Raw genomic sequence first — 15,992 nt, forward strand, 5'->3', positions numbered from 1 at the left:
CTCGAATCGTCATGAACATCGAACCGTCATTCCCGCGCAGGCGGGAACCCAGCGACATTGCCTCCCGCAAGGCTGCACTGGCCTGCGGCGCCCTGCTTGCGTACGCCACGTCCGCGTTCGCCGCACAGGACGGCGTCCGTGTCCTCGACGGCTTCGATGACCCCACCATCTGGCGCGTGGTCACCTCCAATCAGGTCAGCGGCGCGTTGCGCCAGGTCGATGGCGTGGACGGCAAGGCGATGTGCCTGGACTACGATTTCAACGGGGTGTCCGGCCATGCCGGTATCCAGCGCGACCTGCCGATGGCGTATCCGGCGAACTACCAGTTCGGTTTCCAGCTGCGCGGCGACTCGCCCCGCAACGACCTGCAGTTCAAGGTGATCGACGCCAGCGGCGACAACGTGTGGTGGGTCAACCGGCCGAAGTACGAATACCCGACCGCGTGGACGCCGGTGCGCTACAAGCAGCGCCACATCGACAAGGCGTGGGGGCCGGACCCGGATCGCGTCTTGCGCAGAAGCACGAAGCTTGAGTTCACCGTCTACAACAACGCGGGCGGCAAAGGCTCGGTCTGCTTCGACCAGCTCACGTTCCAGCCGTTGCCGGTCGACGACGGCACGCCGCTGACGGGCAAGGCGAGTGCGTCCGTTGCGTTCCCGGCCGGCGCCGCGGCCTTGGCTATCGACGGCAAGGCGGATACGGCATGGTCCGCCGACCTGCACGGCGACAAGGATCCGCAACTGACGCTGGACCTGGGCAAGCCGCGCGAGTTCGGCGGCCTGGTGCTGCGCTGGAAGCCGGAGCAGCATGCGTCGGATTACCTGGTACAGCTGTCCGACGATGGCGTGCGCTGGCGCGATGCACGCACGGTGGTCGATGGCAATGGCGGCAACGACTATCTCGCGCTGCCGGAATCGGAAGCGCGCTATGTGCGGCTGACCATCGGCGATGGTCCCGGACGTTCGTTCGCGCTGGCCGAGCTGGAAGTGAAGCCGCTGGCCTTCGCCGCGCACCCCAACGACCTGATCAAGGCGATGGCGGCGGAGTCGCCGAAGGGCTGGTTCCCGCGCGGCTTCAGTGGCGAACAGCCGTACTGGACCATCGTCGGCCTCGACGGCGGCCGCGAGCAGGGCCTGATCGGCGAAGACGGCGCCATCGAGATCGCCAAGGGCGGCGTCAGTGTCGAACCGTTCGTGCAGGTCGATGGGCGCTGGATCGGCTGGTCGGACGTGCAGGCAACGCAGTCGCTGCAGGACCGTTATCTGCCGATGCCGACCGTCGCATGGAAACACCCCGACTTTGCGCTGACGACCACCGCGTTCGCAGCGGGCAGGCCCGGCGACTCGCGCGTCGTCGCGCGCCATCGGCTGACCAACACCGGCAAGACGCCGCGCGAGTACGTGCTGGCGCTGGCCGTGCAGCCCTGGCAGGTCAATCCGCCCAGCCAGTTCCTCAATACCACCGGCGGTTTCAGTCCGATCAACGATCTGGCGGTGCGCGATGGGGTGGTCAGCGTGAACGGCCGCGCCAGCCTGCGCTTCGCCACGCCCGATGCGGCGCTGGCGTCGCGCTTCGACGAGGGCCTGATACGCGAGCGCTTGGCGACGATGGGCGACACCGTCGACGGGACAGCCGTGCAGGTGGCTGGCGAGTCGACCGGACTCGCCTCCGCCGCCGTGTTGTACCGGATCACGCTGGCGGCCGGCGAAAGCCGCGACATCGACTGGGTGGCGCCGCTGGAAGGCGCGCTGCCGGCGAAGATCGACGCCGCGCGCGACCAGCAGGCCACCGCGGCGATGTGGCGCGGTAAGCTCGGCGAGATGAAGCTGCAGGTGCCCGTCGAAGGGCAGCCGGTCGCCGATACCTTGCGCACGGCGCTCGCGCACATGCTGATCTCGCGCATCGGCCCGCGCCTGCAGCCGGGCACGCGGTCGTACTCGCGCAGCTGGATCCGCGACGGCGCGATGATCTCCGAAGGCCTGCTGCGCCTCGGGCGCCCCGAGGTCGTCAAGGAGTACGTCGAGTGGTACGCCCCATACCAGTTCAAGAACGGCAAGGTGCCGTGCTGTGTCGACGACCGCGGCAGCGATCCCGTGCCCGAAAACGACAGCCATGGCGAGCTGATCTTCAATGTCGCCGAGTACTACCGTTATACCGGCGACAAGGCCTTCCTGAGGAGGATGTGGCCGCACGTGCAGGGCGCCTTCGCCTACATGGAAGAGCTGCGCCTGAGCGAGCGCACCGAAGCCAACCGCGCGGTCAACGCCGCGTTCTACGGCATGATGCCGGCGTCGATCAGCCACGAAGGCTATTCGGCCAAGCCGATGCATTCGTACTGGGACAACTTCTGGGCGCTGCGCGGCTACAAGGATGCGGTCGAGGTCGCCGATGCGCTCGGGCAGACGGCGGAATCGAAGCGCATGGCCGCCTCGCGCGACGAGTTCCGCGACGACCTCTACGCCTCGCTGCAGGCGGCGACGAAGCTGCACGGCATCGCCTATCTGCCCGGTGCGGCGGAGATCGGCGACTTCGATCCCACCTCGACGACCATCGCGCTGGCGCCGGGCGGCGAGCAGGGCAAGCTGCCGGCGGACCTGTTGCACGGCACCTTCGAGCGCTACTGGACCGAGTTCGTGCAGCGCCGCGACGGCCAGCGCGAGTGGAAGGACTACACACCGTACGAATGGCGCAACGTGGCGGCGTTCGTGCGCCTCGGTTGGCGCGAGCGTGCGTGGGACGTGCTCGATTTCTTCTTCAAGGACCGCGCGCCGCAGCCCTGGAACCAGTGGGCGGAAGTGGTCTCGCGCACGCCGCGCACGCCGTTCTTCGTCGGTGACCTGCCGCATGCCTGGGTAGCGTCGGACTTCGTCCGCTCGGCGCTGGACATGTTCGCGTACTCGCGCGAACTCGACGACAGTCTGGTGCTGGCCGCTGGCGTTCCGGCGACGTGGCTGGACGGCGAGGGCATCGCCATCGATGGGCTGCGTACGCCGAACGGCGTGTTGGGGTATTCGCTGCGCAAGACCGGTGGCGAGGTCGTGCTGGAAGCGAAGGCGGGTTTGAAGTTGCCGCCCGGTGGTCTGGTGTTGCCGTGGCCATACAAGGATGCGCCGGGCGAGACGCGCATCAACGGCAAGCCGGCGCAGTGGACGAACGGCGAGCTGCGCATCACCACGCTGCCGGCGAAGGTTAGTATCCGCACGCGCTGACCGCTGCGTAGAGCGGAGCTTGCTCCGCTGCTTCCATGACAGGGATCGCGTATGCGCTACTTCATGAGCCGAGCAAGCTCGGCTCTACGTCGCGTCGCGGGGCGGAAACGACGAAGCCTAGCGCTGGACCTGATGTGGCGTGATCCAGTGTAGGAGCGACGTGAGTCGCGACCGTAGAACCTCAGCGTCCTGCAGTCCGGCAGTAGCAGAACGAGCACGATGCCATGATCGGCAGCAACTCTGCCGTGCCTCAACACTAGGGCGCATCACTTGCGCGGTCGCGACAGACGTCGCTCCTACAGGAGAGAGTTAGCCGCGCACCCGCTGCACGATGCCCGCCGCCTTGGCCGAGCTCTCGGTGACCTTGTCCCACTCGCCGTTGTCGAGCCAGCCCTTCGGCACCATCCAGGAGCCGCCGATGCAGACGACGTTGGGCTGCGACAGGTAGTCGGCCGCAGTCTCTTCGGTGATGCCACCGGTGGGGCAGATCTTCAGCTCCGACATCGGACCGGCCAGGCCCTTGAGCATCGCCAGGCCGCCGACGGCGGTGGCGGGGAACAGCTTGCAGACTCGGAAGCCGCGCGCCATCAGCGCGAGCAGTTCGGTCGGCGTGGCGGCGCCCGGTACCACCGGAATGTCGGCAGCGGCCAGCGCGTCGGCGAGTGCCGGCGGCGTGCCGGGTGTGACCAGGAAGTCGGCGCCCGCATCGATGGACTGCTTCATCTGCTCGGTGGTCAGCACCGTGCCAGCACCGATCACGATGTCCGGCAGTTCCTTCTTCAGCATCGCCAGCGCGTCCATCGCCACCGGCGTGCGCAGCGTCAGCTCGATCGCCGGCAGGCCGCCTTTCAACAGCGCCTCGGACACCTTGCGCGCTTCATCCAGCGTGTGCACGGTGACGACCGGCAGGATGCCGGCGGCGCGGAGGAGGGATTCGGCTTTCTGCTGGCGGGCTTCGATGGTCATGGGAGCAATCGGAATTCGTGTTGTGGGAGCGACGTGAGTCGCGATCGATGTCAGGTGGAAGCTTCGCGACTTACGTCGCTCCCACAGGAGGGAGGTCCGAGCAGGTCTGCATCCAGATTACGCATCCTTCGCCTCATGCGGCGCCTCGGCCGCATGCGCGGCGTCGCCCAGTTCGTACTCGGCATCGTATTCCCAGGTGCCGTCGTGGTACGGCAGGCCGCAGGAGATCGACATCGCACCGCGGTCGGCGGGCGTCACCACGTCGCGGCTCACCGCGAACAGGTTGCGGCCCAGGTCCAGCGCGGCGGGTGAGGTGTTCGGCGCGATTTCTCGCGCCGCCCACTCGGCCGCATCGACCAGCGCTTCCAGCGTGCCGGCTTCCGCGTCGAGACGGATGAGGTCGCCTTCGCGCAGCTTCGCCAGCGGGCCGCCGCGTGCGGCTTCCGGCGTCAGGTGGATGGCAGCGGGAATCTTGCCGGATGCACCGGACAGTCGGCCGTCGGTCACCAGCGCCACGCGGCGGCCCTGGTTCTGCAGCAGGCCGAGCAGGGGGGCGAGTGAATGCAGCTCCGGCATGCCGTTCGCACGCGGTCCCTGGTAGCGCACGACGGCGACGAAGTCGTGCGGCAGCGCACCGGCGGCATGCAGCTTGTTGAGCGCGCGCGGATCGTCGACGACGACGGCGGGCGCTTCGATGAAGCGGTATTCCGGCTTCACCGCCGAGGTCTTGATCAGCGAACGGCCGAGGTTGCCACGCAGCAGGCGAAGGCCGCCCTGTGCTTCGAACGCGCGCGACACCGGACGCGCGACGTCTTCGTCGGCGCTCTGGCCGATACCGGGCGCATAGGCGAGCTTGCCGTCCTGCAGGCGCGGCTCTTCGCAGAACGCGCGCAGGCCGCCGGGTACGATCGTGGTGATGTCGTGCATCAGCCCCGCATCGAGCAACTCACGGAACACGAACTGCGTGCCGCCGGCCGCGGCGAAGCGGTTCACGTCGGCCTCGCCGTTCGGATACACGCGTGCGAGCAACGGCACGGTCTGCGACAGCAGGTCCATGTCGTCCCAGGTCAGCACGATGCCGGCCGAGCGTGCCACCGCGATCCAGTGGATGGTGTGGTTGGTCGAACCGCCGGTGGCCATCAGCGCGGCCATCGCGTTGACGATGGCGCGCTCGTCGATCAGGCGACCGATCGGCCGGTAGTCGTCGCCGAGCGCGGTGATGGCGAGGGCACGTTCGGCGGCGGCGCGTGTCAGCACATCGCGCAGCGGCTGGTCGGGGTTGACGAACGACGTGCCCGGCAGCTGCAGGCCCATCGCTTCCAGCAGCACCTGGTTGGAATTGGCGGTGCCGTAGAACGTGCAGGTGCCGGCCGCGTGGTAACTCGCGGCCTCGGCTTCCAGCAGTTCCTCGCGGGTGGCTTCGCCGGCGGCGTAGCGTTCGCGTACCGCGGCCTTTTCCTTGTTCGGAATGCCGGGCGTCATCGGGCCGGCCGGCACGAACACCGCCGGCAGGTGGCCGAACGCCAGTGCACCCATCAGCAGGCCGGGCACGATCTTGTCGCAGACGCCGAGGTACAGCGCGGCGTCGAACATGTCGTGGCTCAGCGAGATCGCCGTGGCCTGCGCGATGACGTCGCGCGAGAACAGCGACAACTCCATGCCCGGGCGGCCCTGCGTCACGCCGTCGCACATCGCCGGCACGCCGCCGGCGACCTGCGCGGTGGCGCCGAGATCGCGCGCGACCTGGCGGATGATCTCCGGGTAATGCTCGAACGGCTGGTGCGCCGACAGCATGTCGTTGTACGCGTTGATGATGCCGAGATTGGGCGTGACGTCGGCGCGCAGCCGGCCCTTGTCGGTCGGACCGCACGCGGCGAAGGCGTGAGCGAGATTGCCGCAGCTCAGGCGCGAGCGCTGCGGACCGTCGCGGTGGACGGCGTCGACGCCATCGAGGTAGGCGCGGCGCAACGGGGCGCTGCGCTGGCGGATGCGTTCGGTGACTTCCTGGATGCGGGGGTGCAGGCTCATGGGCGTAGGGCTAGGCTGCAGACGCTGTCATTCTGCATGGCGTGGCGATGGGAGCCGTGATGCGCGGTCTTCCTGCAACTCCAGCGCGTGGAGGGGAAGGGCGGTGAACGACGGCGACGGCATGATGCTTTCTACTGCTTTTGCGGCAGGCGCGAAAGCGACCAAAGCCAGACCAGTCAACGGCTTGCGACGCTTCGTGTGTTGCGTTGCAGCGCGTATCTGCGCAAAAAACACTAGGCGTGCGCGGCGCTTTTCGGTCCGAACCGTTCGACCGCGTACGCCGCCGCACCGAGCAGGCCGGGACGCGGATGCATGTTCGCCAACGTCGGCACGCGTCCCATCGCGGGCGAAAAGCGGCCCTTGTGTTCGAAGCGCTGTCGGAAGCCCGAATGCTGCAGCGAGGTCAGCAGTTTCGGCACCAGTCCGCCGGTGAGGAACACGCCATCCCAGGCGCCGGTGGTGAGCACCAGGTCGCCGGCGATCGCGCCGAACACCGCGCAGAACACGTCCAGCGTGCGCACGCAGCGCGGATCGCCGGCGGCGGCGCGCGCGGTGACGTCCTTCGGTTCGATCGGGCCGCCCGGATCCTCGCCGGCGATCTCGCTGAGCGCGCGGTACAGGTTCACCAGGCCGGGGCCGCAGATCAGGCGCTCGTTGGAGACGCGGCCGAACTGCGACGACAGGATGTCGAGGATGCGGATTTCTTCCGGCGTACCGGGCGGAAAGCTCACGTGGCCGCCTTCGGTTTCCAGCGGATACGCACGGCCGTCGCGGATGATCAGCGCGGCCACGCCCAGGCCCGTGCCCGGGCCGATGACGGCGTACGTACGCGATTCGCTGAGCGGCGCGGGGCGCCACTGCGCACCGCCGATCGCCACGACATCCTTCGGCGTCAGCAGCGACACCGCCATCGCCTGCGCGGCGAAGTCGTTGACCAGCTTCAGGCCCTGGAATCCCAGCGCCTGCCGCGTGCGGTTCACCGAAATGACCCACGGGTGGTTGGTGATGCGCGCTTCGTCGCCATCGACGCGGCCGGCGACGGCGAACACGCCGTTCTGCGCCGTCGCGCCGGTTTCATCCAGGTAGTGCTGTGCGGCGTCCGCGAGCGACGGGAAATCGGCGACCACGAACTCGCGCACGCTGTCGTCCAGCAGCGGCACGGCGGCGGACGTATCGGCCAGCGCGAAGCGCGCATTGGTGCCGCCGATGTCGGCGAGAAGGACGCGATCGGCGTTGCTCATGCGGCGGACATCCTGTCCGGTGCGGGCCTGTTCGATGCGGGGTGGCTTCCAAAACGTGTCCGCTGCATTCGCCTGGTCGATCCTGTGCTGCAGTGAGAGGGCCACATCGCGTGGGCGGCGCATGATAGCGCGCACCTGCGCCGACGGCGTGCAAGCCCGCACGCGCGTGCGCCATCCGTATACGTATGCGTCATTCCGGAATAGGTGGCCGCGAGCGCGGTGGAGTGGACGGTCGTACGGCAGGGCATGGAGGGCATGGCGGGTGCGGGCGTTCCGTGCGGTATCGGTGCACGGTCCGCTTGCGTCGTGAAAACGGTTACATGGCAGAATAGCGCAGCAGCCCGGGCCACGGAACGGGACGCGGCATGCTCGTCCGCACGGGCATGCCTGCACCCGGGAGGGCCGGGCCGCAGTGAACACACACGGGCCTGGCCCGACCGGAGCAATGATGGCCAGCGTCAAACTCGACCGCGTGCGCAAGGTGTACGACAACGGCCAGGTGGCCGTGCACGGGGCCAGTTTCGAGATCGCCGATGGCGAACTCATGGTGCTGGTTGGTCCGTCGGGCTGCGGCAAGTCGACGCTGCTGCGGATGATCGCGGGGCTGGAAGAGATCAGCGACGGCAACCTGCTGATCGGCGAGCGTCGGGTCAACGACGTGGCGCCGAAGGATCGCGACATCGCGATGGTGTTCCAGAGCTATGCGCTGTATCCGCACATGACGGTCGCGGAGAACCTTGCGTTCGGCCTGAAGCTGCGCGGCGTGGCGCGACCAGAGATCGACCAGCGCGTCAACGCGGCCGCGGAAACGCTGGGCATGACCCACATGCTGGGCAAGCTGCCGCGCGAGATGTCCGGTGGACAACGCCAGCGCGTCGCGCTCGGCCGCGCCTTGGTTCGCGAACCGTCGGTGTTCCTGCTCGACGAACCGCTGTCGAACCTCGACGCCAAGCTGCGCCATTCCGTGCGCACCGAGATCGGCCGCCTGCATCGCCAGCTTGGCGCCACCATGATCTACGTGACCCATGACCAGGTCGAAGCGATGACGCTGGGCCAGCGCATCGTGGTGCTGAAGGATGGCGAGATCCAGCAGATCGACACGCCGATGGCGTTGTACGAGAAACCGGCCAACCTGTTCGTCGCCGGCTTTCTCGGCAGTCCCGCGATGAACGTCCTCTACGGCACGCTGCGCCAGGAGGAAGGTATGCACCTGGCGCTGGATGGCGGTGGCCAGATTCCGCTGGGCCAGGCCGCTGTCGCCGATGGCTGGCTGGGGCGGCGCATCGCGCTGGGTATCCGGCCGGAGCACCTGCAGCCGGCGGGCATCGGCAAGGCCGCGTTCGAAGCGCACGTCGACCTGGTCGAGCCGGTGGGCAACGAAGTCTTCGTCAACCTGCGCTTCGTCGGCCAGCCGCTGGTGGCGCGCATGCCGCCGCAGGTACTGCCGGAACCGGGGCAGGGGTTGCGCGTCACCGTCGAGAATGCGGTGCTGCATTGCTTCGACCCGGACAGCGGCCTGCGCCTGGGCTGAGGCTGCCCAACGCAGCGAAGAAAAAAGGGAGGCCATGGCCTCCCTTTTCGTACCTCCTGGCGACGCGGATCAGCCGCGGCTGACCGTGCGTACCGCGTCGGCCACGTACGCCAGGTTCTGCTGGTTCAGCGCGGCCACGCAGATGCGGCCGGTCCCGACCGCGTAGATGCCGAACTCATCACGCAGCCGGTCCACCTGCGCCTTGCTCAGGCCGGAGTACGAGAACATGCCGGCCTGCTGCTGGATGAAGCCGAATTCCGGTGCGCCGAGGGCGGCCAGCTTGTCCACCAGCCCGGCACGCAGGGCGTGGATGCGTTCGCGCATGCCGCCCAGTTCGCTTTCCCACAGGGTGCGCAATTCGCTGCTGCCCAGCACACCAGCCACCAGGGCGGCACCGTGCGTCGACGGGCTGGAGTAGATGGTGCGGATGATGCGCTTGACCTGCGACTGCACGGCCTTGGTGGCTGCTGCGTCGGGACCGACCACCGAGAGTGCGCCGATGCGCTCGCCATAAAGCGAGAATGACTTGGAGTACGAGTTGGCGACGATGAAGCTGTCGATGCCGGCCCCGGCGACGATGCGCACGGCGGCGCCGTCCTCCGCGATGCCCTTGTCGAACCCCTGGTAGGCCATGTCGATGAAGGGGAACAGCCCGCGGTCCTTCATCAGCGCCGCGACCTGCGTCCATTGCTCGACCGTCAGGTCGGCGCCGGTGGGGTTGTGGCAGCAGGCGTGCAGCAGCACGACGGTGCCCGGCTTCAGCTGGCCCAGGTCGGCCAGCATGCCGGCGAAGTCCAGGCCATGCGTGGCGGCATCGAAATAGGTGTAGTCGACGATGTCGAAACCGGCCGCGCCGAACACCGCGCGGTGGTTTTCCCAGCTCGGATTGCTGATCGCGATGGTGGCGTGAGGCAGCAGCTTCTTGAGCAGGTCTGCGCCGACGCGCAGCGCACCGCTGCCGCCGACGGTCTGGGTGGTGGCCACGCGGCCGGCGGCGACCAGTTCGGAGTCCTTGCCGAACACCAGCTCGCGGGTGGCCGCGTCATAGGCGGCCAGGCCGTCGATCGGCAGGTAACCGCGCGGTTTGCCGGCGGCGGCCAGCGCCTGTTCCACCTGGCGGACGCAGTCGAGCAGGGGAATGCGGCCCTGCTCGTCGTAATAGATGCCGACGCCCAGGTTGACCTTCTGGGTGCGGGGGTCAGCGTTGTAAGCCTCGGTCAGCCCCAGGATGGGGTCGCCGGGCACCAGTTCGACGGATGCAAAAAGAGACACGGAGTGGGGACCGTTGTTAGGTGAGGGAGGGGGGGAAGCCGCCCGCGATGCTAACAGGCGCGCGCCCGCGCCGTACGCCGCCAGCCCGTCTGCGTACGGCGCCGCCGGGCCCGGGCATACGGTGCCACGGGCGGCTATACTCATCCGTTGGCGTGCCAGATGGCAGGCCTGATTGCCCTTAAATCAACACGTTGGCAGTCGAAGCTGATCCCATTTCACACTAGCGGCAGCGCGTCGGACCGGTCCGGTCGCGGTGCCCGGAAGACACCGTCGCATGCGCCTTTCCACCATCAAGCTGTCCGGCTTCAAGTCGTTCGTCGATCCCACCGTGCTGCACCTGCCGACCAACATGACCGGCGTGGTCGGCCCGAACGGCTGCGGCAAGTCGAACATCATCGACGCCGTGCGCTGGGTGATGGGCGAGAGTTCGGCCAGCCGCCTGCGCGGCGATTCGCTGACCGACGTGATCTTCTCCGGCTCCGCCGCGCGCAAGCCGGTGTCGCAGGCCTCGGTCGAGCTGATCTTCGACAACAGCGACCACACCATCAGCGGCGAGTTCGCCGCCTTCAACGAAATCTCGGTCCGGCGCCTGGTCAGCCGCGACGGCCAGAGCAACTACTACCTCAACGGCACCAAGTGCCGCCGCCGCGACATCACCGACCTGTTCCTCGGCACCGGCCTGGGTCCGCGTAGCTACTCGATCATCGAGCAGGGCATGATCAGCCAGATCATCGAGGCGCGCCCGGAAGACCTGCGCGTGTACCTGGAGGAGGCCGCCGGCATCTCCAAGTACAAGGAGCGCCGCAAGGAAACCGAAACCCGCATCCGCCACACCCGCGAGAACCTCGACCGCCTCAACGACCTGCGCGAGGAGATCGGCAAGCAGCTCGAGCATCTCAAGCGCCAGGCCAAGCAGGCCGAGCAGTACAAGGCGCTGCAGGAAGAGCGCCGGGTCAAGGACGCCGAGTGGAAGGCGCTGGAGTACCGCGGGCTGGACGGCAAGCTGCAGGGGCTGCGCGAGGCGTTGTCGCAGGAAGAGACGAAGCTGCAGCAGCTGATCGCCGAGCAGCGCGAGGCCGAGCGCCTGCTGGAAACCGACCGCGTACGCCGCGAGGAAGCCGCCGACGGCCTCAACAAGGCGCAGGGCGAGGTCTACCAGGTCGGCAGTACGCTGGCCCGCATCGAACAGCAGATCCAGCATCAGCGCGAACTCGCCGATCGCCTGAAAAAGGCGCGCGACGAGGCGCACAACGCACTGCAGGAACTCGGCCAGCACATCAGCGGCGACGAGACCCGTCTCAACGTGCTGCGCGAATCGGTGGCCGACGCCGAACCGCAGCTCGAACAGCTGCGCGAGGAGGACGTGTTCCGCCAGGACGCGCTGCGCGAGGCGGAGGCTGCGCTGGCCGACTGGCAGCAGCGCTGGGAGGCCCACAGCCGCGACTCCGCCGAGGCCTCGCGCGCCGGCGATGTCGAGCGCACGCGCGTGGACTACCTCGACCGCCAATCGCTGGAAGCCGAGCGCCGGCGCGAAGCGCTGGCCAATGAGCGCACGGGGCTGGACCTGGACGCGCTGGCGTCCGCGTTCGAGCAGCTGCAGCTGCAGCACGACACCCAGAAGGAATCGCTGGAGACGCTGACCGAGCAGGTCGAGGCGCGCAAGCAGGGCGCCGCCGACGTGCAGGAACAGCAGCGCGCCACGCAGACCGAATTGTCCGACGTGCGCAAGCGTGCGCAGGAAGCCCGTGGTCGCCTGTCGTCGCTGGAAACCCTGCAGCACGCCGCGCTGGGCCAGGAGCAGGGCGCCGCGATGAGCTGGCTGAAGGCGCGCGGCCTGGACAACGCCTCGCGCGTCGGCGAGAAGCTGACCGTCGAGCCGGGCTGGGAAAATGCCGTCGAAGGCGCGCTCGGCCAGCTGATCGAAGGCGTGCTGGTCGATGCACCCGAAGCGCTGGTCGATGCGCTGGGCGAACTCGGCGACGGACGCATCGCCCTGGTGTCGGACGACCGCAGTGAGGTGGCGTTCGCGCCGACCTCGCTCGCGGCGAAGGTGCAGGGCCCGGCGGCGATCCGCCGCCTGCTGGCCCGCTTGCACACGGCCGAGGATCTGAATGAAGCCCGGCGCCTGCAGTCGCAGCTCGGCGAGGGCGATTTCGTCATCACCCGCAACGGCGAGCGCCTCGGCGCCGGCTGGGTGCGCGTGCTGCGCTCCGGCGCGGCGAAGCAGGGCGCACTGCTGCGCGAACGCGAGATCCAGTCGCTGCGTGGCGAGATCGAAACGTTGCAGGCGCGCGAAGCCGAACTGGAAGAACGCCTGGCCAGCCTGCGCGACCAGCTGCTCGCTGCCGAGCAGCAGCGCGAAGACGCCCAGCGCACGCTGTACATGGCGCACCGCGGCGTCTCCGAACTCGCCGGCCAACTGCAGAGCCAGCAGGGCAAGGTGGAGGCCACCCGGACCCGCCTGGAACGCATCGACGGTGAGATTGCGCAGCTGGTCGAAACGCTGGACGCCAGCCGTGAGCAGGCCCGCGAAGCCCGCACGAAGCTGGAAGACGCGGTCACCCGCATGGGCGACCTCGAATCCGCCCGCCAGGCGCTGGAAGTCGAGCGCCGCCAGCGGGTCGACGCCCGCGATCAGGCCCGCGAAGCCGCCCGCACCTCGCGCGATACCGCGCATGCGCTGGCACTGACGCTGGAATCGCAGCGCACGCAGATCGTCTCGCTGAGCCAGGCGCTGGACCGCATGGGCGGCCAGCGCGGCCACCTGGATTCACGCCTGGAAGAACTCACCCTGCAGCTGAGCGAAGGCGATTCGCCGGTGCAGGAACTGGAAGCGCAGCGCCAGGCCGCGCTGGAGCACCGCGTCACCGCCGACCGCCAGCTGGCGGAGGCGCGCTCGTTGCTGGAAGGCATCGACAACGAGTTGCGCAAGTACGAACAGACCCGCCAGCAGCGCGACGAGCAGGCCGTGGCCCAGCGCGAGCGCATCTCGCAACGCAAGCTCGACCAGCAGGCGCTCGCGTTGAAGGCCGAGCAGCTGTCCGAGGCCGTCGTCGCCGGCGGCTTCGTGCTGGACGACGTCATCAACACGCTGCCCGAGGTCGCCGACATCCGCGAGTGGGAGCAGGCCGTCACCCAGATCGACGGCCGCATGCGCCGGCTGGAGCCGGTCAACCTGGCCGCCATCCACGAGTACGGTGAAGCCAGCCAGCGCTCGGAATACCTGGATGCGCAGCACGTCGACCTCACCACCGCGCTGGAAACGCTGGAAGAAGCCATCCGCAAGATCGACCGCGAGACCCGCGGCCGCTTCAAGGACACCTTCGACCGCGTCAACGCCGGCGTGCAGCAGCTGTATCCGCGCCTGTTCGGCGGCGGCCACGCCTACCTGGAACTGACCGGCGAAGACCTGCTCGATACCGGCGTGGCCATCATGGCGCGCCCGCCGGGCAAGCGCGTGTCCAACATCTCGCTGCTGTCCGGCGGCGAGAAGGCGATGACCGCGGTGGCGCTGGTGTTCGCCATCTTCCAGCTCAACCCCGCGCCGTTCTGCCTGCTGGACGAAGTCGACGCGCCGCTTGACGAGGCCAACGTCGGCCGCTTCACCAACATGGTGAAGGAGATGAGCGAGAAGGTGCAGTTCCTGTTCGTGTCGCACAACAAGGCCACGATGGAAGCCGCACACCAGCTCAGTGGCGTTACCATGCGGGAACCCGGTGTCAGCCGGCTGGTGTCGGTGGACCTGGAAGAGGCCGCCCGCCTGGCCGGCGCCGCCTGACACCCCCTTACATTCCACCTTGCCGGAGAATTCCCTGTGTCCGACATGGCCATCCTGCGAATCGGAATCCTCGTCGCCGGCGTCCTGCTGCTGGCGGCGATCTTCCTGTTCGGCCGTCCCAAGAAGCCCAGCCAGGGCCGCCGCATCGAGACCACCGAGCGCGACAACGCGCGCGTCGAACCCAGCCTGTCGGGCGACGACGCCAGCGAGCAGGTGCAGGACTACAACGACGAGCGCGTCAGCCAGCCCGAACTGGGCCTGGCGGGCGGCACGCCGGTCGCGGGCGTGGAGAGCGACCTGGGCAAGCGGCCCAACCAGGACTTCGACAAGATCGTCTCGCTGTATGTCGCGGCCAAGGCGGGACAGATGCTGCGCGGCGAAGACATCGTCGTCGCGGCCGAGAAGACTGGCCTGACCTTCGGCCACATGAATGTCTTCCACCGGCTGGTGGAAGGGCATCCGGAACGCGGCCCGGTCTTCAGCATGGCCAACATCATGCAGCCGGGCAGTTTCGACATGGCCAACATCCGCACGCTGGAAACCCCGGCCATCGCGTTCTTCCTGACGCTGCCGGCGCCGATGACGGCGCTGGAAGCGTGGGAGAAGCTGGTACCCAACGTCGAGCGCATGGCCGAACTGCTGGGCGGCGTGGTCCTCGACGACAGCCGCAACACCCTCGGCCGCCAGCGCATCCAGCACATCCGCGAGGAATTGCGCGCGTACGACCGGCAGCATGAGGCGCCGCCGTTGACGAAGGCGCCGCGGTGGTGATTGATCCAAGGCCGTTGCGCTAAGGCGAGCGTCGAGCGCGATGCAACTGGTCGACATCATCGATGAGGCTTGGGGATGGAGCGGTCTCAAACCGGATTCCATCGTCGGTGACAATCCGTTCGGCAACCTGATCGTCAAGGACAAAGAGGGGCGCTACCGGCGTCTCTGTCCGGAAGACCTGTACTGCAGGATGATCGCGGGCTCCAGAGCGGAGCTCGACATGCTTTCTCGCGATCGGGATTTTCTGCACGACTGGAACATGTCGGAACTGGTGCGGCAAGCGCGCGAGAAGCTGGGGCCGCTCCGTCCGGGATTCAAATACTGTCTGAAGATTCCTGGTGCGCTGGGTGGCGAGTACGGCGGAGAAAATCTCGCCACGATGACGCTCGAAGGGCTTGTTTCAGCATCCGGCTCCATTGCCCGACAGATCGATCAACTGCCCAATGGCGCAAGCATCAGCTTGGTGGTGACGTAGCGTATCGGTTGGCTCGACCGAGTAGGATGGGTGGAGCCGAAGGCGATACCCATCAGCGGCGCCTGACCGAGAAGGCCAACTGACACGTTGAAGAGGGATATTGCATGCATGCAACCGGTTCGATGGTCGCCCTCCTGCTTGCAATGACGGCAGTCATTCCCAAGGCGTGGGGCGCATCGCCGGATCCCGATTTCACGGCTTCGCAGGGATGGATCCTGGTGCACCACGGATCCCCGCGCGAAGTACAGAAAGCCATCGCCGAATACGACGAAATAACGCGCGAGATACACCCGGGAGTTTTCCGGATAGAGCTGCATCCACAGCGGGATGGCAGGGTCGCGGTGTTGCTGCCTGACGGTCTGCCTGCGTACGACCTGGTCAACATGACCGGATGGCTGGACACGCCGCCTGAGGAGATCGATGCCTATGGTGCGAACGCATGGATCGTTTCGCCTACGACCGGGACCAAGTACAGCCTCATACCGGAGGTCGCGAACACCTGGGGCGATACGATGCTGGGTGGAACGCTGGAGGGCGCTTCGATCCGTATCCAGATACCGGAGGGTAGCGTGTCCGAGATTCCGCAACGTGTCCCCTATCTGCAGGAACCGCGCATCGATCTCCTGTCGGATCCCATCAGGATGAACGTGACGCTCGACACCAATACCCAGTTCGGGAATCCTGGTTTCGTCGTCGACAAGTGAGCCGTACCCCATCGCCG

At 67.7% G+C, this 15,992-nt stretch carries 10 protein-coding genes; 6 read left to right on the forward strand and 4 right to left on the reverse strand.

All coding sequences use genetic code 11. The features are described 5' to 3' along the window. Positions 1-11: 11 nt before the first annotated feature. Positions 12-3,209 (forward strand): discoidin domain-containing protein, encoded by a 3,198-nt coding sequence (locus CSC78_RS07380; RefSeq protein WP_162337266.1) that lies wholly within the window; start codon positions 12-14, stop codon positions 3,207-3,209. 309 nt (positions 3,210-3,518) lie between these two features. Here the strand turns inward: CSC78_RS07380 and CSC78_RS07385 are convergent, their stop codons facing one another. The 3 genes from CSC78_RS07385 to glk all read right to left on the reverse strand — a co-directional run bounded on the left by CSC78_RS07385 (position 3,519) and on the right by glk (position 7,990). Beyond that, complete coding sequence (locus CSC78_RS07385) at positions 3,519-4,175, reverse strand: bifunctional 4-hydroxy-2-oxoglutarate aldolase/2-dehydro-3-deoxy-phosphogluconate aldolase (RefSeq protein WP_162337267.1); 657 nt, start codon at positions 4,173-4,175, stop codon at positions 3,519-3,521. Between the two features lie 117 nt (positions 4,176-4,292). Then, positions 4,293-6,203 carry a phosphogluconate dehydratase gene (gene edd / locus CSC78_RS07390; protein WP_162337268.1) on the reverse strand — a complete coding sequence of 637 codons (1,911 nt, stop codon included), beginning with the start codon at positions 6,201-6,203 and terminating at the stop codon, positions 4,293-4,295. 233 nt (positions 6,204-6,436) lie between these two features. Beyond that, entirely contained in the window at positions 6,437-7,990 is a 1,554-nt protein-coding gene (gene glk, locus CSC78_RS07395) for a glucokinase (protein WP_338015132.1), read from the reverse strand. On the opposite strand from glk, the gene CSC78_RS07400 reads away from it, so the two are divergent. Beyond that, positions 7,893-8,975 (forward strand): ABC transporter ATP-binding protein, encoded by a 1,083-nt coding sequence (locus CSC78_RS07400; RefSeq protein WP_162337270.1) that lies wholly within the window; start codon positions 7,893-7,895, stop codon positions 8,973-8,975. The two genes, glk and CSC78_RS07400, sit on opposite strands and share 98 nt — an antisense overlap. A 69-nt stretch (positions 8,976-9,044) precedes the next feature. Here the strand turns inward: CSC78_RS07400 and CSC78_RS07405 are convergent, their stop codons facing one another. Further along, entirely contained in the window at positions 9,045-10,247 is a 1,203-nt protein-coding gene (locus tag CSC78_RS07405) for an amino acid aminotransferase (RefSeq protein ID WP_162337271.1), read from the reverse strand. A 274-nt stretch (positions 10,248-10,521) separates the two neighbouring features. Between CSC78_RS07405 and smc the strand changes: the two genes are divergently transcribed. The 4 genes from smc (at position 10,522) to CSC78_RS07425 (ending at position 15,975) form a co-directional block, all read left to right on the forward strand. Further along, positions 10,522-14,025 carry a chromosome segregation protein SMC gene (gene smc, locus CSC78_RS07410; protein WP_162337272.1) on the forward strand — a complete coding sequence of 1,168 codons (3,504 nt, stop codon included), beginning with the start codon at positions 10,522-10,524 and terminating at the stop codon, positions 14,023-14,025. A 36-nt stretch (positions 14,026-14,061) separates the two neighbouring features. Continuing rightward, on the forward strand, positions 14,062-14,796 hold the full coding sequence (zipA, locus tag CSC78_RS07415) for a cell division protein ZipA (protein WP_162337273.1): 735 nt from the start codon (positions 14,062-14,064) through the stop codon (positions 14,794-14,796). A gap of 40 nt (positions 14,797-14,836) precedes the next feature. Further along, the gene (locus CSC78_RS07420; protein WP_162337274.1) at positions 14,837-15,271 is read left to right on the forward strand and encodes a T6SS immunity protein Tdi1 domain-containing protein; all 435 of its coding nucleotides are present in this window, start codon (positions 14,837-14,839) and stop codon (positions 15,269-15,271) included. 104 nt (positions 15,272-15,375) lie between these two features. Then, complete coding sequence (locus CSC78_RS07425) at positions 15,376-15,975, forward strand: hypothetical protein (RefSeq protein WP_162337275.1); 600 nt, start codon at positions 15,376-15,378, stop codon at positions 15,973-15,975. Positions 15,976-15,992 lie beyond the last annotated feature (17 nt).

Origin of the sequence: Pseudoxanthomonas japonensis, assembly GCF_010093445.1 — a bacterium.
GTDB lineage: Bacteria > Pseudomonadota > Gammaproteobacteria > Xanthomonadales > Xanthomonadaceae > Pseudoxanthomonas_A > Pseudoxanthomonas_A japonensis.

Coding starts and splice junctions, on each gene's coding strand:
- smc (WP_162337272.1), top strand. CDS start 10,522: ATGCGCCTTTCCACCATCAAGCTGTCCGGCTTCAAGTCGTTCGTCGAT.
- CSC78_RS07425 (WP_162337275.1), top strand. CDS start 15,376: ATGCATGCAACCGGTTCGATGGTCGCCCTCCTGCTTGCAATGACGGCA.
- CSC78_RS07380 (WP_162337266.1), top strand. CDS start 12: ATGAACATCGAACCGTCATTCCCGCGCAGGCGGGAACCCAGCGACATT.
- CSC78_RS07385 (WP_162337267.1), bottom strand. CDS start 4,175: ATGACCATCGAAGCCCGCCAGCAGAAAGCCGAATCCCTCCTCCGCGCC.
- CSC78_RS07420 (WP_162337274.1), top strand. CDS start 14,837: ATGCAACTGGTCGACATCATCGATGAGGCTTGGGGATGGAGCGGTCTC.
- edd (WP_162337268.1), bottom strand. CDS start 6,203: ATGAGCCTGCACCCCCGCATCCAGGAAGTCACCGAACGCATCCGCCAG.
- CSC78_RS07400 (WP_162337270.1), top strand. CDS start 7,893: ATGGCCAGCGTCAAACTCGACCGCGTGCGCAAGGTGTACGACAACGGC.
- glk (WP_338015132.1), bottom strand. CDS start 7,990: ATGAGTTCGCCATCGGCGATCTCGAAACTGGCCCCGTGCACGGCCACC.